The organism is Pseudomonas fakonensis (assembly GCF_019139895.1).
GTDB lineage: Bacteria > Pseudomonadota > Gammaproteobacteria > Pseudomonadales > Pseudomonadaceae > Aquipseudomonas > Aquipseudomonas fakonensis.
Window position 1 is genome coordinate 282,216 of the sequence record NZ_CP077076.1, and the last position, 23,249, is coordinate 305,464.

Here is a 23,249-nt window from a genome sequence, read left to right on the forward strand (position 1 = left end):
TGGTTAGATTCGCACTCATTCTGTCGAGCCTGCCCTGATGCGCCGAAGCTACCGCCTGATTGCTGCTGCCCTGTTGTTTTCAACCCTGACCCTGCTAGGCGTGGTGGGGCATGAATTTCGCCTGTTCGAGCGTGGCTGGTTCAACCTCAAGGCCTGGTGGCAGCCGAGCGAGCAGGGCATTGGCCTGGACCGCTATCGGGTAACGCTCGAGGCGCAGCCCATCGACGGGCTGCATGACGATGTCTCGGCACTGACCTACGACCCTGACCGCAAGACCCTGTTCACCGTGACCAACTCCAGCCCCGAGCTGGTCGAGCTGTCGCTGGAAGGGCGCATTCTGCGGCGCGTGCCGCTGACCGGCTTCGGCGACCCCGAGGCGGTGGAATACGTGGGGCCGAACAGTTACGTGATCACTGACGAGCGCCAACAGCGGCTGATTCGTGTGCGCCTGAACGACAGCACGCTGTTCCTCGATGCCGCCGACGCCGAGCAACTCACCCTGGGCATCGGCCTGAACGGCAACAAGGGCTTCGAAGGGCTGGCCTACGACTCGGCGGGCCAGCGCCTGTTCGTGGCCAAGGAGCGCGACCCGATGCTGATCTACGAGGTGCACGGTTTCCCGCACACCAACCCCGAGCAGCCGTATGCCGTGCATGTAGTGCAGGACCGCAAGCGTGATGGGCGGCTATTCGTGCGCGACTTGTCGAGCCTGCAGTACGACGAGCGCAGCGGGCATCTGCTGGCCTTGTCGGATGAATCGCGCCTGGTGGTGGAGCTGGATGTCGAGGGCCGGCCGCTGAGCACCTTGTCGTTGCGCAAGGGTTTCCAAGGGCTCAAGCAGACCGTGCCCCAGGCCGAGGGCCTGGCCATGGACGAGGCGGGCAGGTTGTACCTGGTGAGCGAGCCGAACCTGTTCTATGTGTTCGAAAAGCCGGCGGATTGAGCGCTGCCCCGGTGGGAGCGGCCTTGTGTCGCGATGGGCTGCAAGGCAGCCCCGGCGATCCTGCATGATGCTGAAATCCTGGGGCTGCTCCGCAGCCCATCGCGACACAAGGCCGCTCCCACAGGGTAAAGCAGCCCTGGGAGTATTTACTCGGCCTTGAGCGTCTTCACGCCTTCGGCGGTACCCAGCAGCAGCACATCGGCCGGACGGGCGGCGAACAGGCCGTTGGTGACCACGCCGACAATGGCGTTGATCTGCGCCTCGAGCTCCACCGGGTTGGTGATCTGCAGGTTGTGCACGTCCAGGATCACGTTGCCGTTGTCGGTCAGCACGCCCTCGCGGTACACCGGGTCGCCGCCCAGCTTGACCAACTGGCGCGCCACGTGGCTGCGGGCCATGGGGATCACCTCGACCGGCAGCGCGAAGGCGCCCAGCACCGGCACCAGTTTGCTGGCGTCGGCGATGCAGATGAAGGTCTTGGCCACTGCCGCGACGATCTTCTCGCGGGTCAGGGCTGCACCGCCGCCCTTGATCAGGTTCAGGTGCGCGTCGCTCTCGTCGGCGCCGTCCACGTAGAACTCCAGCTCGCTGACGCTGTTCAGCTCGTACACCGGGATGCCATGGCCCTTCAGGCGCTGGGCGGTGGCCTCGGAGCTGGCCACGGCGCCGTCGAAGGCGGTCTTGTGCTGGGCCAGGGCGTCGATGAAGAAGTTGGCGGTGGAACCGGTGCCGACGCCGACGACGCTTTTTTCATCCAGCTTGGGGAGGATGAGGTCGACAGCGGCCTGGGCGACGGCCTGTTTCAGTTGGTCCTGGGTCATGCGGGCTCCGGGAAGGGGCAGGGCGAGTTTCAAAGTCGCCTAGTATAACGGCTCGCGCGGCTTTGCTGTGGTCGCCCGACAGCCCGCTGCGGTAGACTCCCAGCCCTTGTCCCGCGGCCCAGTGATGCTTTCCCGATGCTCGAACAGTACGTCAAGAAGATCCTCACCTCGCGCGTCTACGACGTTGCCGTCGAAACCCCGCTGCACAGCGCCGGGCAACTGAGCAAGCGCCTGGGCAACAGCGTGCTGCTCAAGCGCGAAGACCTGCAGCCGGTGTTCTCGTTCAAGATCCGCGGGGCGTACAACAAGCTGGCGCAGCTCAGTGCCGAGGAGCTGGCCCGCGGCGTGGTCACGGCTTCTGCCGGCAACCACGCCCAGGGCCTGGCCCTGGCAGCGCGGGAACTGGGCATCAAGGCCACCATCGTGATGCCCAAGACCACCCCCGAGATCAAGATCGAAGGCGTGCGTTCGCGCGGCGGCAAGGTGGTGCTGCACGGCGACTCGTTCCCCGAGGCGCTGGCCTACTCGCTGAAACTGGTCGACGAAAAGGGCTTCGTCTACATCCACCCCTATGACGACCCGCACACCATCGCCGGCCAAGGCACCGTGGCCATGGAGATCCTGCGCCAGCACCCGGGCCGGCTGGACGCGATCTTCGTGCCGGTGGGCGGCGGCGGCTTGATTGCCGGCATCGCCGCCTACGTGAAATACCTGCGCCCGGAAATCAAGGTGATCGGCGTCGAGCCGGACGACTCCAACTGCCTGCAGGCCGCGCTGGCTGCCGGTGAGCGGGTGGTGCTGCCGCAGGTCGGGCTGTTCGCCGACGGCGTGGCGGTGGCGCAGATCGGCCAGCACACCTTCGATATCTGCCGCCATCATGTGGATGAGGTGATCACCGTCAGCACTGACGAGATCTGCGCGGCTATCAAGGATATCTACGACGATACCCGCTCGATCACCGAACCTGCCGGCGCACTGGGCGTGGCGGGCATCAAGAAGTACGTCGAGCTCAAGGGCGTGACCGGGCAAACCCTGGTGGCCATCGATTCGGGTGCCAACGTCAATTTCGACCGCCTGCGCCATGTGGCCGAGCGTGCCGAACTGGGCGAGAAGCGCGAAGCGATCATCGCCGTGACCATCCCCGAGCGCCCGGGCAGCTTCAAGGCGTTCTGCGAGGCCATCGGCAAGCGCCAGATCACCGAATTCAACTACCGCAAGCACACCTCGGACGAAGCCCACATTTTCGTCGGCGTGCAGACCCACCCGGAAAACGACCCGCGTGCGTTGCTGGTGCAGCAACTGACCGAACAGGACTTCCCGGTAACCGACCTGACCGACAACGAACTGGCCAAGTTGCACATCCGCCACATGGTCGGCGGCCATTCGGCCGGGGCCAGCGACGAGATAGTGCTGCGCTTCGAGTTCCCCGAGCGGCCGGGGGCGTTGTTCAACTTCCTCAACAAGCTGGGTGGGCGCTGGAACATCTCGATGTTCCACTACCGCAACCATGGCGCCGCCGATGGCCGCGTGGTGGCGGGGTTGCAGGTGCCGGAGGAAGAACGCCACCTGGTGCCGGCGGCGCTGGCCAAGATCGGTTACCCGTATTGGGACGAGACCGAGAACCCGGCTTACAAGCTATTCTTGGGCTGATGGCGCCAGCGCCGGCAAGCCGGCTCCTACAGGTTATTCGCGGGCATCAAGGCCTGTGCGGTACCTGTGGGAGCGGGCTTGCCCGCGAAGAAGCTGCTGCAAAAAGGCCTGCTTAAGGACAACCAAGACATGGAACACCTGACCACCCTGAAAACCCTGCACATCCTCGCCACCGCCATCCTGCTGCTCAGCGCCCTGGGCCTGGCCATCTGGACCGTGCTGGCCAAGCGCAAGGGCGACAGCGAGGCCTACGCCAAGCTGCTGCGCCGGCCGCTGGTGTTCGTCTGGCTACTGATGGGGCTGTGCCTGCTGAGCATGCCGTTCACCGGCTGGTGGCTGGTGCACCTGGTCGGCTGGCCGCTGGGGCAGACCTGGGTGCTGGCCTCCAGCGTCATCTATACCTTCGGCGCCTTCGCCGTGTGGTGGCTGCTGGTGCGCCTGAACCGGCTGCGCAAGGCCGAGTTGGTGGGATTGAAGTTCACCCTGGCGCTGGCGGTGTTCAGCGGGGTGTGCTTTTTGTCGATTGCCGGGCTGATGGGTGCCAAGCCGGTCTGACAGTATTGGGCTGCCCATACCGGCCTCTGCGCGGGCAGGAAAACCTCAATCGCGCAACGAAACCACCGGCCAACCGCGCGCTTCGGCCTCGGCGCGCAGCTTCGGGTCCGGGTCCACGGCCACTGCGTGAGTGACCTGCTCCAATAAAGGCAGGTCGTTCATCGAGTCGCTATAGAAGTAGCTGTCTTGCAGGTCGAAGCCGTTCTCCAGCATCCAGCGGTTCAACCGCGTCACCTTGCCTTCACGGAAACAGGGTATATCGGTACTGCGCCCGGTATAGCGCCCGTCGTGCATCTCGCATTCGGTGGCCAGCAGCACGCGCACGCCCAAGCGGCGGGCGATGGGCGCGGTGACGAAGCGGTTGGTGGCGGTGATGATCACCAGTTGGTCGCCCGCCTCGCGGTGCTGCTGCAGCAATGCCAGGGCCTTGGGCAGGATGATCGGCTCGATGCAGTCGCGCATGAACTCGCGGTGCCACTGCTCCAGTTGTGCAGGTTCGCTGGCGGCGAAAATTTCCATGGAGAAGGCCAGGTAGGCCTGTAGGTCCAGGGTGCCGTTGAGGTAGTCCTGGTAGAAGGCATCGTTGCGTGCCTTGTACGCGACCGGGTCGAGAATGCCCCGTTCGCACAGGTAGTCACCCCAGGCGTGGTCGCTGTCGCCGCCGAGGAGGGTATTGTCCAGGTCGAATAAAGCCAGGCGCATGTGCAAGTCTCGCGCAAATCTTCGGGAGGCCCCGCAGAATACGGCGTTTTCACCGCGCTGCACATAAGCTTGCGGGTGCGTTGCTGCGCTCGCAGGCTTTGTGGAACAATGCGGTGACATGCGTTTGCGAGGTTGCTGCCGTGATCGACCCGGATGGTTTTCGCCCCAATGTCGGGATCATTCTTACGAATGATGCCGGGCAGGTGCTATGGGCTCGCCGGATCAACCAGGATGCCTGGCAGTTCCCCCAGGGTGGCATCAACCCTGACGAGACCCCAGAAGACGCCCTGTACCGCGAGCTGAACGAAGAAGTGGGCCTGGAACGCCAGGACGTGGAAATTCTTGCCTGCACCCGTGGCTGGTTGCGTTATCGTTTACCGCAGCGCCTGGTGCGTACCCACAGCCAGCCGCTGTGTATCGGCCAGAAACAGAAGTGGTTTTTGCTGCGCCTTGTTAGCAATGAGCAACGGGTGCGCATGGACCTCACCGGCAAACCGGAATTCGACGGCTGGCGCTGGGTCAGCTACTGGTATCCGTTGGGCCAGGTGGTGACATTCAAGCGCGAGGTGTACCGGCGCGCCCTGAAAGAGCTAGCCCCGCGCCTGCTGACGCGCGACTGACGACGGAGTCCGACCCCGAGCCATGCTCAATACGCTGCGCAAGATCGTCCAGGAAGTGAACTCCGCCAAAGATCTCAAGACGGCGTTGGGTATCATTGTCTTGCGCGTCAAGGAGGCCATGGGCAGCCAGGTCTGCTCGGTGTACCTGCTCGACCCGGAAACCAACCGCTTCGTGCTGATGGCCACCGAAGGCCTGAACAAACGCTCGATCGGCAAGGTCAGCATGGCCCCCAACGAAGGCCTGGTGGGCCTGGTGGGCACCCGCGAGGAGCCGCTGAACCTCGAAAACGCCGCCGACCACCCGCGTTACCGCTACTTCGCCGAAACCGGCGAGGAACGCTTCGCCTCCTTCCTCGGCGCACCGATCATCCACCACCGCCGGGTGGTAGGAGTGCTGGTCATCCAGCAGAAGGAGCGCCGCCAGTTCGACGAAGGCGAAGAAGCCTTCCTGGTCACCATGAGCGCCCAGCTCGCCGGGGTTATCGCCCACGCCGAGGCCACCGGGTCCATCCGTGGCCTCGGCCGCCAGGGCAAGGGCATCCAGGAGGCGCGCTTCGTCGGTGTGCCGGGCTCGCCGGGCGCTGCCGTGGGCCGCGCCGTGGTGATGCTGCCACCTGCCGACCTCGAGGTGGTGCCGGACAAGACTGTCGAAGACATCGACACCGAACTCAAACTGTTCAACAACGCCCTCGAAGGCGTGCGCGAAGACATGCGCAAGCTGTCGGCCAAGCTCGCCACCCAGCTGCGCCCCGAAGAGCGCGCGCTGTTCGACGTGTACCTGATGATGCTCGAAGACGCCGCCCTCGGTGGCGAGGTGGTCGCAGTCATCAAGACCGGCCAGTGGGCCCAGGGCGCCCTGCGCCAGGTGGTCGGCGAGCACGTCAACCGCTTCGAACTGATGGACGACGACTACCTGCGCGAGCGCGCCTCCGACGTCAAGGACCTGGGCCGGCGCCTGCTGGCCTACCTGCAGGAGGCCCGCTCGCAGGCAATGGTGTACCAGGACAACACCATCCTGGTCAGCGAAGAACTCACCCCGGCCATGCTCGGCGAAGTGCCTGAAGGCAAGCTGGTGGGCCTGGTTTCGGTACTGGGCTCGGGCAACTCCCATGTGGCGATTCTCGCCCGGGCGATGGGCATCCCCACCGTCATGGGCCTGGTCGATTTGCCGTATTCGAAGGTCGATGGCATCGAGCTGATCGTCGACGGCTACAAGGGCGAGGTGTTCACCAACCCCGGCGAAGTGCTGCGCAAGCAGTACAGCGAAGTGGTCGAGGAAGAGCGCCAGCTGGCCCAGGGCCTGGACGCGCTGCGCGAGCTGCCGTGCATCACCCCCGATGGCCACCGCATGCCGCTGTGGGTCAACACCGGCCTGCTCGCCGATGTGGCCCGCGCCCAGCAGCGCGGCGCCGAAGGTGTCGGCCTGTACCGCACCGAAGTGCCGTTCATGATCAACCAGCGCTTCCCCAGCGAGAAGGAACAGCTGGCGATCTACCGCGAACAGTTGCAGGCCTTCCACCCGCTGCCGGTGACCATGCGTACCCTCGACATTGGCGGTGACAAGGCGCTGTCGTACTTCCCGATCAAGGAAGAAAACCCGTTCCTCGGCTGGCGCGGCATCCGCGTCACCCTCGATCACCCGGAAATCTTCCTGGTGCAGACCCGCGCCATGCTCAAGGCCAGCGAGGGCCTGAACAACCTGCGTATTCTGCTGCCGATGATCTCTGGCATTCACGAACTGGAAGAAGCCCTGCATCTTATCCACCGCGCCTGGGGCGAGGTGCGCGACGAAGGCACCGACGTGCCGATGCCGCCGGTGGGCGTGATGGTGGAAATCCCCGCCGCGGTGTACCAGACCAAGGAGCTGGCGCGCCAGGTGGACTTCCTCTCGGTGGGCTCCAACGACCTGACCCAATACCTGCTGGCGGTGGACCGCAACAACCCGCGGGTCGCCGACCTGTACGACTACCTGCACCCGGCGGTGCTGCAGGCGCTGAACACCGTGGTGCGCGACGCCCATGGCGAAGGCAAGCCGGTGAGCATCTGCGGCGAGATGGCCGGTGACCCGGCGGCGGCGATTTTGCTGATGGCCATGGGTTTTGACAGCCTGTCGATGAACGCCACCAACCTGCCGAAGGTGAAGTGGATGCTGCGCCAGGTGAACATGAGCAAGGCCAAGGAACTGCTGGCCGACGCCTTGAGCCACGACAACCCGCAACTCACCCATAGCGCGCTGCAGCTGGCCCTGAAGAACCTGGGCCTGGCGCGGATGATCGGGCCTGGGGCCAACAAGAGCCTCTGAGGCCTGCACCGGCCCTACCGCCGGCAAGCCGGCTCCTACAGGGGAATGCAACCTTCTGAAGGAGCCGGCTTGCCGGCGATAGGGCCGGTCAGTCAAACACCTCGACTTCCCCCAGATGCCCCCCAAACGGCCCGAAGCTGCGCTCCACCATGTGCCGTCGGCCAGACTTATCCACAATCAAAACCGTACTCGCCCGCGTGCCATAGTTCTGGCTGGCAATGAACACACTCGACAGCAGCTTCTCGGTAGCCAGCCCCACGCCGGTTTCCGGCAGTTCGCCATCCGCCGCCGGCTCGCCATCGGCCAGCAATTCCAGTAAGCGCTTCGGGTCGGCTGATTCAAGCAGCCCCTCCAGCCCCCGGCGTGCCTTCACAAGCTTCGGCCACGGCGTATCCAGCCCGGCATTGGACAACCCGTACACCCCAGGTGCCAGCAAGTGCGGCGCGGCTTCGCGGGCATGCAGGTAACCTAGCTGCTCACTATCGCCCACCAGCAGGTTGAACCCGGAATATTGCCCGGCGCGGCTGGCCACTTGGTCCAGGTAAGCCTCGACGCGCAGCTCGCCGCTCAGGTAGGCGGCCACCAGCTCTCCCCGCGAACGCGGCCCCAGCGCCTGGCCGGGGTCGCGGATATTGGTCAGCGCCGCAAAGCGCCCGCGCGGTCCGACCCCAAGCCAAGTGCCGCCGGCCTCCAGGTCGCGCCCGGCGTGCACCCCCGGCGCGTCTTCCCAGGCCGCCAGAGCCTGGGTGGGGCGGGCGTAGAACTCGTCACGGTTGGCCGCGACGATCAGTGGCCGGGCGGTCCCGGGCCGCCAGGCGAAGACGATCAGGCACATAGGTTGCCCCTTGTGTTTTTCGCCACTCTACCCGCGCCCTAGGCACCAGGCCATCACCTGACACAGAGTTCACTAGAGCCACAGGCGCGGCTTCCGTTACCATGCCGCATCGTTTTCACTGGGGCGGCGAATGGAATTCGTACTCTACCTGCTGTTGGGAGCCTGTGCCGGCGTGCTGGCCGGGCTGTTCGGCGTGGGCGGCGGCATCATCATCGTCCCGGTGCTGGTGTTCAGCTTCACCCTGCAAGGCTTCGACCCTGCGGTGCTCACCCACCTGGCGGTCGGCACGTCTCTGGCGACCATCGTCTTCACCTCGATCAATGCCGTGCTCGAGCACCAGCGCAAAGGCGCGGTGCAGTGGCCGATTTTTGCCTGGATGACTGTCGGTATCCTGCTCGGCGCGCTGGTCGGGGCCAAGACCGCTTCGCTGATCCAGGGCCCGATGCTGCAGAAGATCATCGGCGTGTTCGCCCTGGTGATTGCCGTGCAGATGGCCCTGGACTTCAAGCCCAAAGCCAGCCGCGGCATCCCCGGCAAGCCGGCGCTGACTGCCGCAGGCGGGGTGATCGGTTGGGCCTCGGCGATTTTCGGCATCGGTGGCGGTTCGCTGACCGTGCCGTTCTTGACCTGGCGCAGCCTGCCGATGCAGCAGGCCGTGGCCACCTCGTCGGCCTGCGGGCTGCCGATTGCCCTGGCCAGTGCCCTGAGTTTCATGTGGCTGGGCTGGCATGAGCAGCACTTGCCGGCCCACAGCCTGGGTTACGTGTACTTGCCGGCGTTGGTCGGCATTGCCGTGACCAGCATGTTCTTTGCCCGCTTCGGCGCGCGCCTGGCACACAAGCTGTCGCCGCGCCTGCTCAAGCGCCTGTTCGCCGCGCTGCTGTTCTGCGTCGGCGCAAGCTTTCTGATTTGAACCAAGAGGACTAACCATGCTGCCTTACCCGCAGATCGACCCCGTGGCCGTGGCCCTCGGGCCGCTGAAAATCCACTGGTACGGCCTGATGTACCTGATCGGCATCGGCGGCGCCTGGCTGCTGGCCTCGCGCCGGCTCAACCGCTTCGACCCCACCTGGAACCGCGAAAAACTCTCCGACCTGGTGTTCTGGTTGTCGATGGGGGTGATTGTCGGTGGCCGCCTGGGTTATGTGCTGTTCTACGACCTGCACCAGTACCTGGCCAACCCGACCCTGATCTTCGAGGTGTGGAAGGGCGGCATGTCGTTCCATGGCGGCTTCATCGGCGTGATGCTGGCGGCGCTGTGGTTCGGCAAGCGCAACAACAAGTCGTTCTTCGAACTGATGGACTTCGTCGCCCCGCTGGTGCCGATCGGCCTGGGCGCCGGGCGTATCGGCAACTTCATCAACGCCGAGCTGTGGGGCAAGCCCACCGACGTGCCATGGGCGATGATCTTCCCGCCGTTCAGCGACCCGGCCCAGTTGCCGCGCCACCCGTCGCAGCTGTACCAGTTCGCCCTGGAAGGCGTGGCACTGTTCCTCATCCTCTGGCTGTTCTCGCGCAAGCCGCGCCCGACCATGGCGGTTTCCGGCATGTTCGCGCTGTTCTACGGTATCTTCCGTTTCATCGTCGAGTTCGTCCGCGTACCGGACGCCCAGCTGGGTTATATCGCCTGGGGCTGGCTGACCATGGGTCAGATTCTCTGCGTGCCTATGATCCTGGCTGGCCTCGGCCTGATCTGGTGGGCTTATAATCGCAAGCCAACGGCGACACCCGCCCAATGAACCCACCACGGCAGGGGCGATCCCCCTGCCGTGTTCGCTACAGGTAAGCCATGAAACAGTATCTGGACCTGGTCCGTGACGTCATCGAAAACGGCACGTTGCAGGCAAACCGCACCGGGATCAACACCATCAGCCTGCCGGGCGCCATGCTGCGTTTCGACCTGCAGAAGGGCTTCCCGGCCGTCACCACCCGTAAGCTGGCGTTCAAGTCGGCGATCGGCGAGATGGTGGGTTTCTTGCGCGGCGTGAAAAACGCCGGCGAGTTCCGCGAGCTGGGCTGCAAGGTCTGGGACCAGAACGCCAACGAGAACGCCCAGTGGCTGGCCAACCCGTTCCGCCAGGGGCATGACGACCTCGGCGAGATCTACGGCGTGCAGTGGCGCCAGTGGCCGGGCTACAAGCGCATCCCGCTGAGCAACCCGGCGGCCATCGAAATGGCCGAAAAGGCCGGTTTCCGGCAGATTGCCAAGGACGAGGAAGACGGCCAGGCGTTCGTCATCCTGTACAAGGCCATCGACCAGGTGCGCCAGTGCCTGGACACCATCGCCAACGACCCGGGCAGCCGGCGCATCCTGTTCCACGGCTGGAACTGCGCCCAACTGGACGAAATGGCCCTGCCGCCGTGCCACCTGCTGTACCAGTTCCACCCGAATGTAGAGACCAAGGAAATCTCCCTGACCCTCTACATCCGCTCCAACGACCTGGGCCTGGGCACGCCGTTCAACCTCACCGAAGGCGCCGCGTTGCTGTCGCTGTTCGGCCGCCTGACCGGCTACACCCCGCGCTGGTTCACCTACTTCATCGGCGATGCCCATGTGTACGAGAACCACCTGGACATGCTGAACGAGCAGATGAAGCGCGAGCCTTTGGCAGCGCCCAAGCTGGTGATCAGCGACCGTGTGCCGGCGTTTGCCGATACCGGCAAGTATGAGCCCGAGTGGCTGGAGAAGATCGAACCGAGCGACTTCTGGCTGGAAGGCTATGAGCACCATGCGCCGCTGACGGCGCCGATGGCGGTGTGACCCTTTAGATGGCCGGGGCTGCTTCGCAGCCCTTTCGCGACTCAAGGCCGCTCCTACAGGGGGCACGCGTTCGTCTGTAGGAGCGGCCTTGTGTCGCGAAAGGGCGCTCAGCGCCCCCAGCATTCTCAATGCCCATGGCTTCTGCCCACATGGGAATGCTCCACCTCCGGCACCGTCACCGCGCCGTTGGTCTCCAGCTGCTGCAAGATCGCACACTCCGCCCCCTGCGCCGTGCACTGGCGGCGCAACTCCACCAGCTGCGTTTGCAGCGCCATCAGCCCATCGATCCGCGCCTGCACATGCTCGATATGCTCGTCGATCAGCGCATTGACGCTGCCGCATGAGCCATCCGGGCTGTCACGCAGGCGCAGCAGGCTGCGGATTTCGTCCAGGGTCATGTCCAGGGTGCGGCAGTTGCGGATGAACGTCAGCCGCTCCACGTGGGCCTGGGTGTAGAGCCGGTAGTTGCCCTCGGTGCGGGCCGGCTCCGGCAGCAGTTGCTCGCGTTCGTAGTAGCGGATGGTTTCCACCGCACAGTCGGTGGCCTTGGCCAGTTCGCCGATCTTCATGGCACGCCTCTCCAAAACAGGGCTTGACCCTATAGTGGCTACAGGGTGTTCACTTGGCAACACATACCCCTGCGGGCCCGGCAAACCGGTCCCACCAGGCCCGTGCCCAGTTAAGGATGATTCCATGAACCAGCCTGTCAGCCACGATCACAAGCATGACCATGTGCACGGCGAGCACCAGCACGCCCACAGCTGCTGCGCCAGCAAGGCTGCACCCGCCAAGGTGCAACTGACCGCCAAGGCCAGTGCTGATGCGCGCCTCAGCCGCTTTCGCATCCAGGCCATGGACTGCCCCACCGAGCAGACTCTGATCCAGGACACGCTCGGCAAGCTGCCGGGCATCGAGCAGCTGGAATTCAACCTGATCAACCGCGTGCTGGGCGTGCACCACACCCTCGACGGCACCGCTGCGATCGAGCAGGCCATCGACAGCCTGGGCATGAAGGCCGAGCCCATGGCCGCCGAAGACGACAGCGCCCCAAAGGCGGTGAAGAAAAGTGTCTGGCCGCTGGCGCTGTCGGGTATTGCCGCGATTGCCGCCGAAATCGTGCACTTCTCAGGAGAAGCGCCGGAATGGGTGGTCGCCCTGCTGGCCCTGGCGGCCATCCTCGGCTGTGGCCTGGGCACCTACAAAAAGGGCTGGATCGCCCTGAAAAACCGCAACCTCAACATCAACGCGCTGATGAGCATCGCCGTGACCGGCGCCGTGCTGATCGGCCAGTGGCCCGAGGCGGCCATGGTGATGGTGCTGTTCACCATCGCCGAGCTGATCGAAGCCCGCTCTCTGGACCGGGCGCGCAATGCCATCGGCGGCCTGATGCAACTGGCGCCGGACATGGCCACCGTACAGCAGGCCGACGGCCAGTGGCACGAAGTACAGGTGCGCGAGGTGGCCATCGGCGCCCTGGTGCGGGTGCGCCCCGGCGAGCGCATCGGCCTGGACGGCGAGGTGTTGAGTGGGCAATCCAGCGTCGATCAGGCGCCGATCACCGGCGAAAGCCTGCCAGTGGAGAAGGCAGCCGGCGACAAGCTGTTCGCCGGCACCATCAACCAGGCCGGCTCGCTCGAGTACCGGGTGACCGCCGCTGCCGGCCAGTCCACCCTGGCGCGCATCATCAAGGCGGTGGAAGAGGCGCAAGGCGCCCGCGCCCCGACCCAGCGCTTCGTCGACCAGTTCTCGCGCATCTACACCCCGGCAGTGTTCGCCGTGGCCCTGGCGGTGGCGCTGGTGCCGCCGCTGTTCATGGCCGGCACCTGGTTCGACTGGATCTACCGCGCCCTGGTGCTGCTGGTGGTGGCCTGCCCGTGCGCCCTGGTGATCTCCACCCCGGTGACCATCGTCAGCGGCCTGGCTGCCGCGGCGCGCAAGGGCATCCTGATCAAGGGTGGTGTGTACCTGGAGGGCGGCCGCAAGCTGGACTTTCTGGCCCTGGACAAGACCGGCACCCTCACCCACGGCAAGCCGGTGCAAACCGACAGCCAGGTGCTTGACCCGCTGTTCGAAGGCCGCGCCCAGGCCCTGGCTGCCAGCCTTGCGGCCCGTTCCGACCACCCGGTGTCTGGCGCCATCGCCCAGTTCGCCAAGGCTCAGAATGTTGCCCTGAACGATGTCACTGAGTTCGCCGCCCTGGCCGGTCGCGGTGTGCGTGGGGATATAAACGGGGAAACCTACCACCTGGGCAACCACCGCCTGGTGGAAGAACTGGGCCTGTGCTCCGCGGAACTTGAAGCGAAGCTGGACGTGCTTGAGCGCCAAGGCAAGACCGTGGTGCTGCTGCTCGACCGCAGTGGCCCGCTGGCCCTGTTCGCCGTGGCCGACACGGTCAAGGACAGCAGCCGCCAGGCCATCGCCGAGCTGCACGCGCTGGGCATCAAGACCGTCATGCTCACCGGCGACAACCCACACACCGCCCAGGCCATCGCTGCCCAGGTGGGTATCGACCGCGCCGAGGGCAACCTGCTGCCGGCCGACAAGCTCGCCAGCATCGAGGCGCTGTACGCCCAGGGCCATCGCGTGGGCATGGTTGGCGACGGCATCAACGACGCACCGGCCCTGGCCCGCGCCGAGATCGGCTTCGCCATGGCCGCCGCCGGCACCGACACCGCCATCGAGACCGCCGATGTGGCGCTGATGGACGACGACTTGCGCAAAATCCCGGCCTTCGTCAGGCTGTCGCGGCAAAGTGCGGCGATCCTGGTGCAGAACATCGTGCTGGCGCTGGGGGTGAAGGCAATCTTTTTGGCAATCACCTTCGCCGGCATGGCCACCCTGTGGATGGCCGTGTTCGCCGACATGGGGGTGAGTTTGCTGGTGGTGTTCAATGGCCTGCGCTTGTTGCGCAAATGAAGTCTGACGCGCCCCCTGTAGGAGCGCGCGCGGGTCTGTTCAACTAGAGGTTATCCACAATGCTCAGCGCCGAGCTCAAGGCCTTCTACATGGTGGCCCGCCAGGGCAGCATCACCCTGGCGGCGAAAAAGCTCGGCCTCAGCCAGCCCACGGTAACCACGCAAATCCGCAACCTCGAAAGCCAGTACAACGTCGAGCTGTTCTACCGCGGTGGCCGGCGCCTGGTGCTCAGCGAGGAGGGCGTGCGCCTGCTGCCGATGGTCAAGGCGCTGCTGCAGCAGGAGGCCGACATCGAGTTCGAGCTGCGCAACAGCGGCCAGGCCCAGGGCAGCCTGCGCATCGCCGCCACCGCGCCGTACTACATCCTGGACCTGGTGAAGATCTTCCGCGAACGCCTGCCCCAGGTGGAAGTGGCGGTGGAAATCGGCAACTCGCAGCAGGTGCTGGAAATGCTCGAAGACTACCGGGTAGACATTGCCGCCTCCTCGCAGCTGCTGGAGGACGCCCGCCTGGTGCGCCGGGTGCTGGGCACCGACCCGCTGGTGCTGGCGGTGCACCGCAACCACCCGCTGGCCCACCGCCAGGCGGTGTCCATCGAGGTGGTAGCCGGGCATTGCCTGCTGATGCGCGAAAAGGGCTCGACCACCCGCAAGCTCACCGAGCAGATGATGCAGGACGCCGGGGTCAAGGCCGGGGCGCTGCTGGAGATCGGCAGCCGCGAGTCGATCCGCGAGGCGGTGCTGCGCAACATCGGCATCAGCATCATCGCCCGCCACGAAGTGCCGCATAACCCCGAGCTGCGGGTGCTGGCGCTGGACAATGCGCCGGTGATGCACGAGTACCTGTACTGCCTGAAGGAGCGGCGCCAGGCCAGATTGCCGGCGGCCTTCCTCGGTGTGGCGCAGGAAGTGGTGGGTTCGCAGTTCTGACCGGCCACGCGCCCCTGTAGGAGCGGCCTTGTGCCGCGAAAGGGCTGCGCAGCAGCCCCAGGGCTTCAGCTTCGCTGCATAAATTGCCGGGGCTGCTCTGCAGCCCTTTCGCGACACAAGGCCGCTCTACAAAATCTACCAATACCACTATCACCGGCTTTTGCCCAAACGCCACAGAACCTTCGCACTGCCTTCCTAGCATGGGCCCCATCTCTTCGATGAGGCCCTGCCATGAACCACGCAACCCCTGGCGCACACATGAAAGTGCGCGGCATCCACAAGCGTTTCGGCGCCTTCACCGCGCTCAACGACGTGTCCCTGGACATCGTCGCCGGCGAGCTGGTGTGCCTGCTGGGCCCTTCGGGCTGCGGCAAGACCACCCTGCTGCGCTGCATCGCCGGCCTGGAGCGCCAGGACCGTGGCGAGCTGTACATCGGCGAGCGCGACATCTCCGAGCTGCCACCCCAGGCCCGTGACTACGGCATCCTGTTCCAGTCCTACGCGCTGTTCCCCAACCTCACCGTCGAAGCCAACATCGCCTACGGCCTGACCGGCAGCAGCCGCGACGAAGCACGCCAGCGGGTGCGCGACATGCTCGAACTGGTGGGCCTTTTGGGTAGCGAAAAGAAATACCCCGGCCAGTTGTCCGGCGGCCAGCAACAGCGCGTGGCCCTGGCCCGGGCGCTGGCACCGTCGCCTTCGCTGTTGCTGCTCGACGAGCCGATGTCGGCCCTCGATGCCCGGGTGCGCGAGCACCTGTGCACCGAGCTGCGCCAGTTGCAACGCCAGCTGGGCATCACCACGCTGATGGTCACCCACAACCAGGACGAGGCCATGCTGATGGCCGACCGCATCGCCGTGATGAACAACGGCCAGGTCGAGCAGTACGCCACACCCCAGCAAATCTACGATCAGCCGGCCACGCCGTTCGTCGCCGAGTTCGTCGGCCAGGGCAACTGGCTGCCGTTCCAGCGCAGCAGCGCCAGCCACGCCCAGGTTGGCGGCATGCACATGCGCCTGGGCAGCAACGCCGGCAGCGCCAGCAGTGGCCGGCTGTTCTGCCGCCCTGAGGCAATCACCGTCAACCCGGTCGTGCATGAAGAAAACCTGTTCCCGGCCAAGGTTCGCGAGATCACATTCCTTGGCAACCGCTGCCGCATGAGCTTCGAACTCAAGGCCCTGCCGGGCCACGCGCTGCTCGCCGAGCTTGCGCCGGAAGCCATGCCGCGCCTGGGCTCGCAGGACATCTGGGTGGCCCTGCCGCCGCAGAGCCTGCAGGTGTTTGCCTGAGATGGCCGCGCCCATGACCCTGCCGCTCAGCACTGCCAAGCCCGCGCCGCGCAATGGCGCCGCCCTGGGGGACCGCCTGTTCGTGGTCGGCGGCAAGAGCCTGTTGCTGCTGGTGCTGGTGCTGGCGGTGCTACTGCCGTTGCTGGCGATCTTCTGGAAGGGCTTCAGTGGTGAGGCCGGCCAGGGTGGTGGCCTGCTGGCCGCCCGCGAACTGTTCGCCAGCGCGAACTTCCACTGGCTGCTGGGCAACAGCCTGTCGGTGGCCTTCACCGTGGCTGCCATCGTGGTGCCGTTGGCCTACCTGTTCGCCTACGCCCTGCAACGCACTTTGATCCCGGCCAAGGGCTTGTGGCGCGGTATTTCACTGCTGCCGCTGCTGGCGCCGTCGATGCTGCCGGCCATCGCCCTGGTGTACCTGTTCGGCAACCAGGGGCTGTTGCGCGGGCTGCTCAGCGACAACATCTACGGCTTCTGGGGCATCGTTGTCGGCGAGGCCATCTACACCTTCCCTCATGCGCTGATGATTCTGCTGTCGGCCCTGTCGCTGGCCGATGCGCGGCTGTTCGATGCCGCCTCCAGCATGGGCGCCGGCCCCGTCCGGGCGTTCTGCAGCATCACCTGGCCGGCCACGCGCCAGGCAGTGTTCGCGGCGTTTTGCCTGGTGTTCACCCTGACCATCACCGACTTCGGCGTGCCGGTGGTAGTGGGCGGCGACTACCAGGTGCTGGCGCTGGAAGCCTACAAGGCGGTGGTCGGCCAACAGCAGTTCGGCCGTGGCGCACTGATCGGCATGGTGCTGCTGGTGCCGGCGCTGCTCAGCTTTGCGGTGGACGCCTGGCTGCGCCGGCGCCAGGGCGAGGCCATGAGTGGCCGTGCCCAGGTGTTCGAGCCCAAGCCGTGCAAGCTGCGCGACGGTTGCTACTTGGCCCTGGTGCTGCTGGTGTGCGCCGCATTGCTGGCAGTGATCGGCATGGCGGTGTACTCGTCGTTGGTCAAGTTCTGGCCGTACAACCTGTCGCTGTCGCTCAAGCACTATATGTTCGACGACACCGCCGGCGGCGGCTGGCTGGCCTACCGCAACAGCGTGACCATGGCGCTGTGTACCGCGCTGATCGGCAGCGTGGTGGTCTTCACCGGCGCCTACCTGATGGAGAAAACCTCCGGCCAGCGCCTGCTCAACCAAAGCCTGCGCCTGCTCAGCTTCATCCCCATGGCCGTGCCCGGCCTGGTGCTGGGCCTGGGCTACGTATTCTTCTTCAACCTCGCCGGCAACCCGCTGCATGTGCTGTACGGCAGCATGGCGCTGCTGGTGCTGTGCACCATCGCCCACTACCTGACCACCGCGCAGATGACCGCCACCACCGCCCTGCGCCAGCTCGACGGCGAGTTCGAGGCCGCCGCGCTGTCGCTCAAGGCGCCGCTGTACAGGCACTTCCTGCGTGTCACCGTGCCGATCTGCCTGCCGGCGCTGCTGGACATCATCCGCTACCTGTTCGTCTCGGCCATGACCACGGTGTCGGCGGCGATCTTCCTGTACAGCCCCGACACCATCCTTGCCGCCGTCGCCGTGCTGAACATGGACGATGCCGGCAACGTCGGCGGCGCTGCCGCCATGTCCACCTTGATTCTGCTCACCAGTGCCGGCGCCTCGCTGCTGCTGGCCGCAGCTTCGCGCGGCCTGTTGCGCCGCTCCCAGGCCTGGCGCCAGCGCGCCCCCGGCCATTGACCGACTGCCCAACCCATAGGAAACGCATCATGTTCAAGCCTTTCGCACTTGCCGCTGCCGTATCCGCCGTGTTCAGCCTGCAGGCCTCGGCCGCCACCCAGCTGACCGTCTACACCGCCCTGGAAGCCGAGCAGCTCAAGAGCTACAAGCAGGCCTTCGAAAATGCCAACCCGGACATCGAGATCAAGTGGGTGCGCGACTCCACCGGCATCATCACCGCCAAGCTGCTGGCCGAGAAAGACCGCCCGCAGGCCGATGCCGTGTGGGGCCTGGCCGCCTCCAGCCTGGCCATCCTCGACCAGAACGGCATGCTCGAAGCCTACGCGCCGAAGGATCTGGGCAAGATATCCGGCAATTACCGCGACGCCGCCAACCCGCCGGCCTGGGTGGGCATGGATGTGTGGGCTGCAACCATTTGCTTCAACACCGTCGAAGCCGAAAAACAGGGCCTGAGCAAGCCGGTGAGCTGGCAGGACCTGACCAAGCCTGAGTACAAGGGCAAGATCGTCATGCCCAACCCGGCCTCGTCGGGCACCGGTTTTCTGGATGTGAGCGCCTGGCTGCAGACCTTTGGCGAACCCCAAGGCTGGGCCTACATGGACGCCCTGCACCAGAACATCGGCCAGTACGTTCATTCCGGCTCCAAGCCGTGCAAGCTGGCGGCTGCCGGCGAGTTCCCGATCGGTATTTCGTTCGAGTACCCGGCCGTGCAGCTCAAGCGCCAGGGCGCGCCGCTGGATATCGTGCTGCCCAAGGAAGGCCTGGGCTGGGAAATCGAGGCCACTGCGCTGATCAAGGGCTCGCCCAAGGTCGATGCGGCCAAGCGCCTGGCTGATTTTTCGGCAAGCCCGGCCGCCATGGAGCTGTACAAGGAGAACTTCGCGGTACTGGCCGCCCCGGGCATCGCCAAGCCGCAGACCGAGCTGCCGGCGGACTACGAGCAGCGGCTGATCAAGAACGACTTCGCCTGGGCCTCGAAGAACCGCGACCAGATCTTGAGCGAGTGGCGCAAGCGTTATGACGGCAAGTCGGAGAAAGTCGCCCAGCAGTAACGGCCTCATCGCCGGCAAGCCGGCTCCTACAGGGGTTCGCAGTCCTTGTAGGAGCCGGCTTGCCGGCGATTTTCACAGGAGCATGCAATCGATGCGCAACCCTGAACAGATCATCCAGGACACCTTCGCCCTCTACCACCAGCATGGCAGCGCCGACTACATCGGCGAAGCCATCACCCAGCTCGAACACATGTCTCAGGCCGCGCAACTGGCCATGGCCGAGGGCTTTGATGACGAGGTGGTGCTGGCGGCGTTCTTCCACGACATCGGCCACCTGTGCGAAGGCGAGCCTATGGGCGGCTTTGGCGTGGCCAGCCACGAGCGCATCGGCGCCGAGTACCTGCGCCGGGCGGGCTTCAGCGAGCGCCTGGCGCGGCTGGTGCAATACCACGTCGAGGCCAAGCGCTACCTGACCTTGCGCCAGCCCGGCTATTACCAGCGCTTGAGCGAGGCCAGCCGGCGCACCCTGGCGTATCAGGGCGGGGTGATGAACGACGCCGAGGCCGATGCGTTCGAGCGTGACCCGCTGTTTGCCGTGAGCCTGCGCATGCGTGAGTGGGATGAAATGGCCAAGGAGGTGGGGGTGGCGCTGGTGGATTTTGAAGTGCTGAAGGCCAAGGCTTTGGCGTTGCTTTGATTTTTGCTCGCGGCAAGGCCGCTTCCCACAGGGATCGTGTTAGGTCAATGGGTTGGAGTTTTTTGGCGGTAGGGCCCTAAAGCTCCACGACCAGTTTCTCCAACTGCTCCTGGCGCTCCGCCTGATTCACCTTGGCCCCCGGGTTCAACGTCGACCACTGCGGATGCGCCCGGGCCTTGCCCAGCGCCTCGGGCAACTTGCCCTCACGCCAGGCCTTCTCATCCACGGCCCCCAGCCGAATGCTGTCCTGCGCTGCATGCCCGCGCCCCTCCAGCGCCACCATCAACTGCTGCTGACGCAACGCCAGCAAGCGCAGCACCGTGTCATCCACGGTCAGCTCGCGCTTGCCCTTGAGCTTGCCCAGCAACCGCGAGCCATAGTTGCGCGCGGTCTGCACCGCGCCCCCGGCAATCGCCCCGGCCAAGGCCGCGGCACCTAGCGTCAGGCCACCCACCAGCAGGTCCACCCCGGCGCCCGCTGCCGCACCGGCCGCCACCCCGCTGCCCAGGCGCACGCCCAGCAGCTTGAGGGTTTCCGGGTTGAACAAGTCATCGCCCCAGCGCCCGTCGAGCAGCGGCAGGTCGCAGGCTTGCGCGTCCTCGCGGCGGAACGCATACAGCTTGAGCAGCGCCTCCACGCAGCGTTGCTCGCGCTGGCGCACGTCCTGGCGCAGCGCCTCGACGGCGCGGGCTTCGGTAGCAGGCTCGGCCTCGACGCTGCGCCGGCAGGCGGCGCAGTCCAGCAGCAGTTCGGCAATCAGCCGCTTGCCGCTGTGCCGGCGCGCCTCGCGCTGGGCCTGCTGGTCGTCGATCAGCCGTTGCAGGGCCGGGCGGGCGTCTTCCAGCAGCAGCGCCAGGCTTTCGTACAGGCGTCGCTCGCCGTCCTCGGGCGGCGCCACGCTGTCGAAGCGCACCAGCGCATGCAGGCCCAGGCGCGCCAGGGCCTCGCGCCACTGCGGTTCGCGCTGCGAATCACTGGCGACGAAGTTGAGCACCGGCAGCAACGGCTTGCCGCAGCTGGCCAGCACCTCCAGCTCGTCGCGGTACTTGGCCAGCACCGGCTCGCGGGCGTCGATCACGTACAGCCCGGCATCGCTTGCCAGCAACTGGCGCAGCACCTTGGCCTCCTGCTCGAAGCGCTGGCGCGCCTCGCTGCCCTGCAGAAAGCGCTCAAGCCGGGCCGGGCCGTCCAGCCGCTCGCCCGGGCGTTCCAGGCGTTCGAGGTAGTCGAGCAGGGCGATGGCGTCTTCCAGGCCCGGGGTGTCGTACAGCTCCAGCAGCGGCTCGCCGTCCACCGACAGCCGCGCCCCTTCGACATGCCGGGTGGTGCTGGGGCGGTGCGACACCTCGCCAAAGCCCACGTCGCGGGTGAGGGTGCGCAGCAGCGAGGTCTTGCCGACGTTGGTGTGGCCGACCACGGCCAGTTTCAGCGGCTCAGTCATGGCCATGCTCCAGCCAGGTCAAAGGCGAGGTGTCGGCGTGGGGCAGGCCGAGGCGGTCGAGGGCCTCGTGCCAGTCACCCAGGCGTGCGGCGTCGATGGCCTGGCCGGGCTCGGCCTGCAGCAGCCAGATACGCGTGGCGCCGGCATTGCGTGCCAGCTCCGCCAGCAGTGCCAGGCTGCCACGGTCGGGCGAGCGGCGCGGGTCGCAGGCAACCGCCAGGCGCGCAGGGGGGAAGCGGCTGAGCTGTTCCAGCAGCTTGTTGCGCGACTCGCGGCTGTCGAGCACGCCAGCGTTGGTGATGCCGTGGGGCAGGGCGGGCGGCCAGGGGCGCAGCTCGTCCAGCTCCAGGCCCACCAGCAGGGCGCCAGTGCTGGCGCTTTCCAGTTGGCCGGCGGCGAAATGCGGCAGGCTGTCGGGGGCGGCGTCCTGCACGCCGATCCGCTCGCTGCGCGGCATCAGCGCCTCACGCAATTGCGCGTAGCCGGGCAGGCTCAGGTCCAGCGTCAAGCGCTCGCGGCCCTGGCGCCAGCGCCACAGGCACAGCGCCGCCAGCGCCAGGCGCGGCAGCAGGCCGTACACCAGCACCACCCCCAGCAGCCAGCTGGCCCAGGCCTGGCGGGCAATATCCAGCGCCGGCAGGCTGGCGCCGCTGGCGCGGATCATCGCCTCGTCCGGCACGGCAAAACCCAGCAGCGAGGGCAGGGCGCCCAAAGCCTGGGTCAGGGTGATGAAGGGGTCGGCAGCCAGCAGGGTGGTTTCCCAGACAAAGCCATAGCGCCGGGTGGCCAGCAGCGCCAACAGCATGCCCAGGGCTGCCAGCATCGCCAGCAGCCACAGGCCGTGTACCAGCAGGCCGAGCAGCCAGCGGTTAAGGCGCTGGCGCTGCAACAGTACCAGCAATGCCGGCGCCAGTTGCGCGGCCTGGGCATCGCGGGCCAGGCGTTCGCTCAGCCACAGCCACACTCGGCCCAGTGCCGCGCCCTGTTCGCCTGCGAAGAAAAAGCCCAGGGCCCAGCCGACCAGCAACAGCAGGTTGAGCCCCAGCAGGCTACCCAGGGCCCAGAACACATTGACCGGGCGCTGCCCGTCGCCCAGCGCTGCCAGGCCCAGGCCGGCGCCGCTGAGCACGGCGGCGATCATCAACGCCAGCAGCGCCAGGCGCGCGCCCTGCTTCCAGTGGCGCAGGGCCTCGGCCATGCCGTCGCGTTCGGCCAGCCACAGCGCGCGGGCCTCGATGCGCGCCGCCAGGTCGCCGCCCTGCTGGCGGGCGCGGCGGTTGGCCTCCTGGTCCTCCAGGGGGCCGGCGTGTTCCTCGCGCAGGCGCACCGCTTCGGTGAGCCAGCGTTTGTCCAGTGGTGTGGGTGCAGTCACAGGGTCTTCCATTGCACAGGTCAGGGGGCAAGCATAACCCACGTGCCCGGTGCTATCCTCGCCGCCATGACTACCTCACTCCCCCTCAGCCTGATCGCGGCGCTCGCCGAGAACCGTGTGATCGGCATCGACAATTCCATGCCCTGGCACCTGCCGGGGGACTTCAAGTACTTCAAGGCCACCACCTTGGGCAAGCCGATCATCATGGGCCGCAAGACCTGGGATTCGCTGGGCCGGCCATTGCCCGGGCGGTTGAATATCGTGGTCAGCCGCCAGGCCGGGCTGCAGTTGCAAGGGGCCGAGGTGTTTGCCTCGCTGGAGGCCGCGCTGGTGCGGGCCGAGCAGTGGGCGCGCGCGCAAGGCGTCGACGAGCTGATGCTGATCGGCGGGGCGCAGCTTTATGCACAGGCGCTGGAGAAGGGGTTGGTGAGCCGTATGTACCTGACCCGGGTGGAGCTGTCGCCCGAGGGGGATGCGTGGTTCCCTGAGTTCGACAAGGCGCAGTGGGTGCTGGCTTCGAGCGAGGCGCAGGCTGAGGAAGGCAAACCTGCGTATCACTTCGAGGTGTGGGACAAGGCTTGAGATTGTAGGGGCTGCTGCGCAGCCCATCTCGACCGGACGGCGCCCCGGCAAGGCCGCCTCCCACAGGGGCCGTGGCGCATCTTCGAGACGAGATATCTGCGCGTCATTGCCGGCA

General features: G+C 66.2%; 21 protein-coding genes. 15 read left to right on the forward strand and 6 right to left on the reverse strand.

Translation table 11 applies throughout. The features are described 5' to 3' along the window. Positions 1 to 37 precede the first annotated feature (37 nt). The gene (locus KSS94_RS01210) at positions 38 to 943 is read left to right on the forward strand and encodes an SdiA-regulated domain-containing protein (RefSeq protein ID WP_217841299.1); all 906 of its coding nucleotides are present in this window, start codon (positions 38 to 40) and stop codon (positions 941 to 943) included. 146 nt (positions 944 to 1,089) lie between these two features. Here KSS94_RS01210 and rpiA read toward each other — a convergent pair whose 3' ends face one another. Continuing rightward, positions 1,090 to 1,764 (reverse strand): ribose-5-phosphate isomerase RpiA, encoded by a 675-nt coding sequence (gene rpiA, locus KSS94_RS01215; RefSeq protein ID WP_217841300.1) that lies wholly within the window; start codon positions 1,762 to 1,764, stop codon positions 1,090 to 1,092. 135 nt (positions 1,765 to 1,899) lie between these two features. On the opposite strand from rpiA, the gene ilvA reads away from it, so the two are divergent. After that, positions 1,900 to 3,414, forward strand: a complete 1,515-nt coding sequence (gene ilvA, locus KSS94_RS01220; RefSeq protein WP_217841301.1) for a threonine ammonia-lyase, biosynthetic — start codon at positions 1,900 to 1,902, stop codon at positions 3,412 to 3,414. Between the two features lie 129 nt (positions 3,415 to 3,543). Next, a complete protein-coding gene (locus KSS94_RS01225) occupies positions 3,544 to 3,969 on the forward strand; it encodes a DUF2269 domain-containing protein (protein ID WP_217841302.1) in 426 nt (141 codons plus the stop codon). 45 nt (positions 3,970 to 4,014) lie between these two features. Here KSS94_RS01225 and KSS94_RS01230 read toward each other — a convergent pair whose 3' ends face one another. Further along, entirely contained in the window at positions 4,015 to 4,671 is a 657-nt protein-coding gene (locus KSS94_RS01230; RefSeq protein ID WP_217841303.1) for a histidinol-phosphatase, read from the reverse strand. Between the two features lie 140 nt (positions 4,672 to 4,811). Between KSS94_RS01230 and KSS94_RS01235 the strand changes: the two genes are divergently transcribed. Together KSS94_RS01235 and ptsP are read left to right on the forward strand one after the other, a co-directional pair. After that, positions 4,812 to 5,291 (forward strand): RNA pyrophosphohydrolase, encoded by a 480-nt coding sequence (locus KSS94_RS01235; RefSeq protein WP_028688498.1) that lies wholly within the window; start codon positions 4,812 to 4,814, stop codon positions 5,289 to 5,291. Positions 5,292 to 5,313: 22 nt separating this feature from the next. Beyond that, complete coding sequence (gene ptsP / locus KSS94_RS01240) at positions 5,314 to 7,593, forward strand: phosphoenolpyruvate--protein phosphotransferase (RefSeq protein WP_217841304.1); 2,280 nt, start codon at positions 5,314 to 5,316, stop codon at positions 7,591 to 7,593. An 88-nt stretch (positions 7,594 to 7,681) separates the two neighbouring features. Here ptsP and KSS94_RS01245 read toward each other — a convergent pair whose 3' ends face one another. Further along, on the reverse strand, positions 7,682 to 8,428 hold the full coding sequence (locus tag KSS94_RS01245; RefSeq protein WP_217841305.1) for an NRDE family protein: 747 nt from the start codon (positions 8,426 to 8,428) through the stop codon (positions 7,682 to 7,684). A 130-nt stretch (positions 8,429 to 8,558) separates the two neighbouring features. On the opposite strand from KSS94_RS01245, the gene KSS94_RS01250 reads away from it, so the two are divergent. From KSS94_RS01250 to KSS94_RS01260, 3 genes are read left to right on the forward strand one after another with little or no spacing between them, the layout of a single operon-like run. Continuing rightward, on the forward strand, positions 8,559 to 9,341 hold the full coding sequence (locus KSS94_RS01250) for a sulfite exporter TauE/SafE family protein (protein ID WP_217841306.1): 783 nt from the start codon (positions 8,559 to 8,561) through the stop codon (positions 9,339 to 9,341). A 16-nt stretch (positions 9,342 to 9,357) separates the two neighbouring features. Beyond that, a complete protein-coding gene (lgt, locus tag KSS94_RS01255) occupies positions 9,358 to 10,167 on the forward strand; it encodes a prolipoprotein diacylglyceryl transferase (protein WP_217841307.1) in 810 nt (269 codons plus the stop codon). Positions 10,168 to 10,217: 50 nt separating this feature from the next. Continuing rightward, a complete protein-coding gene (locus tag KSS94_RS01260) occupies positions 10,218 to 11,189 on the forward strand; it encodes a thymidylate synthase (RefSeq protein WP_217841308.1) in 972 nt (323 codons plus the stop codon). A 125-nt stretch (positions 11,190 to 11,314) separates the two neighbouring features. Here KSS94_RS01260 and cadR read toward each other — a convergent pair whose 3' ends face one another. Continuing rightward, positions 11,315 to 11,758, reverse strand: coding sequence for a cadmium resistance transcriptional regulator CadR (cadR, locus tag KSS94_RS01265; protein WP_217841309.1), 444 nt, complete (start codon positions 11,756 to 11,758; stop codon positions 11,315 to 11,317). A 124-nt stretch (positions 11,759 to 11,882) separates the two neighbouring features. On the opposite strand from cadR, the gene KSS94_RS01270 reads away from it, so the two are divergent. The 6 genes from KSS94_RS01270 (at position 11,883) to KSS94_RS01295 (ending at position 19,739) form a co-directional block, all read left to right on the forward strand. Beyond that, on the forward strand, positions 11,883 to 14,105 hold the full coding sequence (locus tag KSS94_RS01270) for a heavy metal translocating P-type ATPase (protein ID WP_217841310.1): 2,223 nt from the start codon (positions 11,883 to 11,885) through the stop codon (positions 14,103 to 14,105). Between the two features lie 59 nt (positions 14,106 to 14,164). Beyond that, the gene (locus tag KSS94_RS01275) at positions 14,165 to 15,034 is read left to right on the forward strand and encodes a LysR family transcriptional regulator (RefSeq protein ID WP_217841311.1); all 870 of its coding nucleotides are present in this window, start codon (positions 14,165 to 14,167) and stop codon (positions 15,032 to 15,034) included. A 231-nt stretch (positions 15,035 to 15,265) separates the two neighbouring features. Then, on the forward strand, positions 15,266 to 16,324 hold the full coding sequence (locus tag KSS94_RS01280; RefSeq protein ID WP_217841312.1) for a putative 2-aminoethylphosphonate ABC transporter ATP-binding protein: 1,059 nt from the start codon (positions 15,266 to 15,268) through the stop codon (positions 16,322 to 16,324). Position 16,325: 1 nt separating this feature from the next. After that, positions 16,326 to 18,050 (forward strand): putative 2-aminoethylphosphonate ABC transporter permease subunit, encoded by a 1,725-nt coding sequence (locus tag KSS94_RS01285; protein WP_217841313.1) that lies wholly within the window; start codon positions 16,326 to 16,328, stop codon positions 18,048 to 18,050. A gap of 29 nt (positions 18,051 to 18,079) precedes the next feature. Then, a complete protein-coding gene (locus KSS94_RS01290; RefSeq protein ID WP_217841314.1) occupies positions 18,080 to 19,102 on the forward strand; it encodes a putative 2-aminoethylphosphonate ABC transporter substrate-binding protein in 1,023 nt (340 codons plus the stop codon). A gap of 91 nt (positions 19,103 to 19,193) precedes the next feature. Further along, positions 19,194 to 19,739 carry a phosphonate degradation HD-domain oxygenase gene (locus KSS94_RS01295; protein ID WP_217841315.1) on the forward strand — a complete coding sequence of 182 codons (546 nt, stop codon included), beginning with the start codon at positions 19,194 to 19,196 and terminating at the stop codon, positions 19,737 to 19,739. A gap of 76 nt (positions 19,740 to 19,815) precedes the next feature. On the opposite strand, the gene KSS94_RS01300 is transcribed toward KSS94_RS01295, so the two are convergent. Then, positions 19,816 to 21,180: a GTPase/DUF3482 domain-containing protein gene (locus KSS94_RS01300; protein ID WP_217841316.1), complete on the reverse strand. Its 1,365-nt coding sequence runs from the start codon at positions 21,178 to 21,180 to the stop codon at positions 19,816 to 19,818. Next, positions 21,173 to 22,564: a DUF2868 domain-containing protein gene (locus tag KSS94_RS01305; protein ID WP_217841317.1), complete on the reverse strand. Its 1,392-nt coding sequence runs from the start codon at positions 22,562 to 22,564 to the stop codon at positions 21,173 to 21,175. The genes KSS94_RS01300 and KSS94_RS01305 overlap by 8 nt, the downstream gene beginning before the upstream one ends. Positions 22,565 to 22,618: 54 nt before the next feature. Here KSS94_RS01305 and KSS94_RS01310 point away from each other — a divergent pair, with 54 nt between their 5' ends. After that, positions 22,619 to 23,134, forward strand: a complete 516-nt coding sequence (locus KSS94_RS01310) for a dihydrofolate reductase (RefSeq protein WP_217841318.1) — start codon at positions 22,619 to 22,621, stop codon at positions 23,132 to 23,134. The last annotated feature ends 115 nt before the right edge of the window (positions 23,135 to 23,249 follow it).

Coding starts and splice junctions, on each gene's coding strand:
- KSS94_RS01210 (WP_217841299.1), top strand. CDS start 38: ATGCGCCGAAGCTACCGCCTGATTGCTGCTGCCCTGTTGTTTTCAACC.
- rpiA (WP_217841300.1), bottom strand. CDS start 1,764: ATGACCCAGGACCAACTGAAACAGGCCGTCGCCCAGGCCGCTGTCGAC.
- ilvA (WP_217841301.1), top strand. CDS start 1,900: ATGCTCGAACAGTACGTCAAGAAGATCCTCACCTCGCGCGTCTACGAC.
- KSS94_RS01225 (WP_217841302.1), top strand. CDS start 3,544: ATGGAACACCTGACCACCCTGAAAACCCTGCACATCCTCGCCACCGCC.
- KSS94_RS01230 (WP_217841303.1), bottom strand. CDS start 4,671: ATGCGCCTGGCTTTATTCGACCTGGACAATACCCTCCTCGGCGGCGAC.
- ptsP (WP_217841304.1), top strand. CDS start 5,314: ATGCTCAATACGCTGCGCAAGATCGTCCAGGAAGTGAACTCCGCCAAA.
- KSS94_RS01245 (WP_217841305.1), bottom strand. CDS start 8,428: ATGTGCCTGATCGTCTTCGCCTGGCGGCCCGGGACCGCCCGGCCACTG.
- KSS94_RS01250 (WP_217841306.1), top strand. CDS start 8,559: ATGGAATTCGTACTCTACCTGCTGTTGGGAGCCTGTGCCGGCGTGCTG.
- lgt (WP_217841307.1), top strand. CDS start 9,358: ATGCTGCCTTACCCGCAGATCGACCCCGTGGCCGTGGCCCTCGGGCCG.
- KSS94_RS01260 (WP_217841308.1), top strand. CDS start 10,218: ATGAAACAGTATCTGGACCTGGTCCGTGACGTCATCGAAAACGGCACG.
- cadR (WP_217841309.1), bottom strand. CDS start 11,758: ATGAAGATCGGCGAACTGGCCAAGGCCACCGACTGTGCGGTGGAAACC.
- KSS94_RS01270 (WP_217841310.1), top strand. CDS start 11,883: ATGAACCAGCCTGTCAGCCACGATCACAAGCATGACCATGTGCACGGC.
- KSS94_RS01275 (WP_217841311.1), top strand. CDS start 14,165: ATGCTCAGCGCCGAGCTCAAGGCCTTCTACATGGTGGCCCGCCAGGGC.
- KSS94_RS01280 (WP_217841312.1), top strand. CDS start 15,266: ATGAACCACGCAACCCCTGGCGCACACATGAAAGTGCGCGGCATCCAC.
- KSS94_RS01285 (WP_217841313.1), top strand. CDS start 16,326: ATGGCCGCGCCCATGACCCTGCCGCTCAGCACTGCCAAGCCCGCGCCG.
- KSS94_RS01290 (WP_217841314.1), top strand. CDS start 18,080: ATGTTCAAGCCTTTCGCACTTGCCGCTGCCGTATCCGCCGTGTTCAGC.
- KSS94_RS01295 (WP_217841315.1), top strand. CDS start 19,194: ATGCGCAACCCTGAACAGATCATCCAGGACACCTTCGCCCTCTACCAC.
- KSS94_RS01300 (WP_217841316.1), bottom strand. CDS start 21,180: ATGACTGAGCCGCTGAAACTGGCCGTGGTCGGCCACACCAACGTCGGC.
- KSS94_RS01305 (WP_217841317.1), bottom strand. CDS start 22,564: ATGGAAGACCCTGTGACTGCACCCACACCACTGGACAAACGCTGGCTC.
- KSS94_RS01310 (WP_217841318.1), top strand. CDS start 22,619: ATGACTACCTCACTCCCCCTCAGCCTGATCGCGGCGCTCGCCGAGAAC.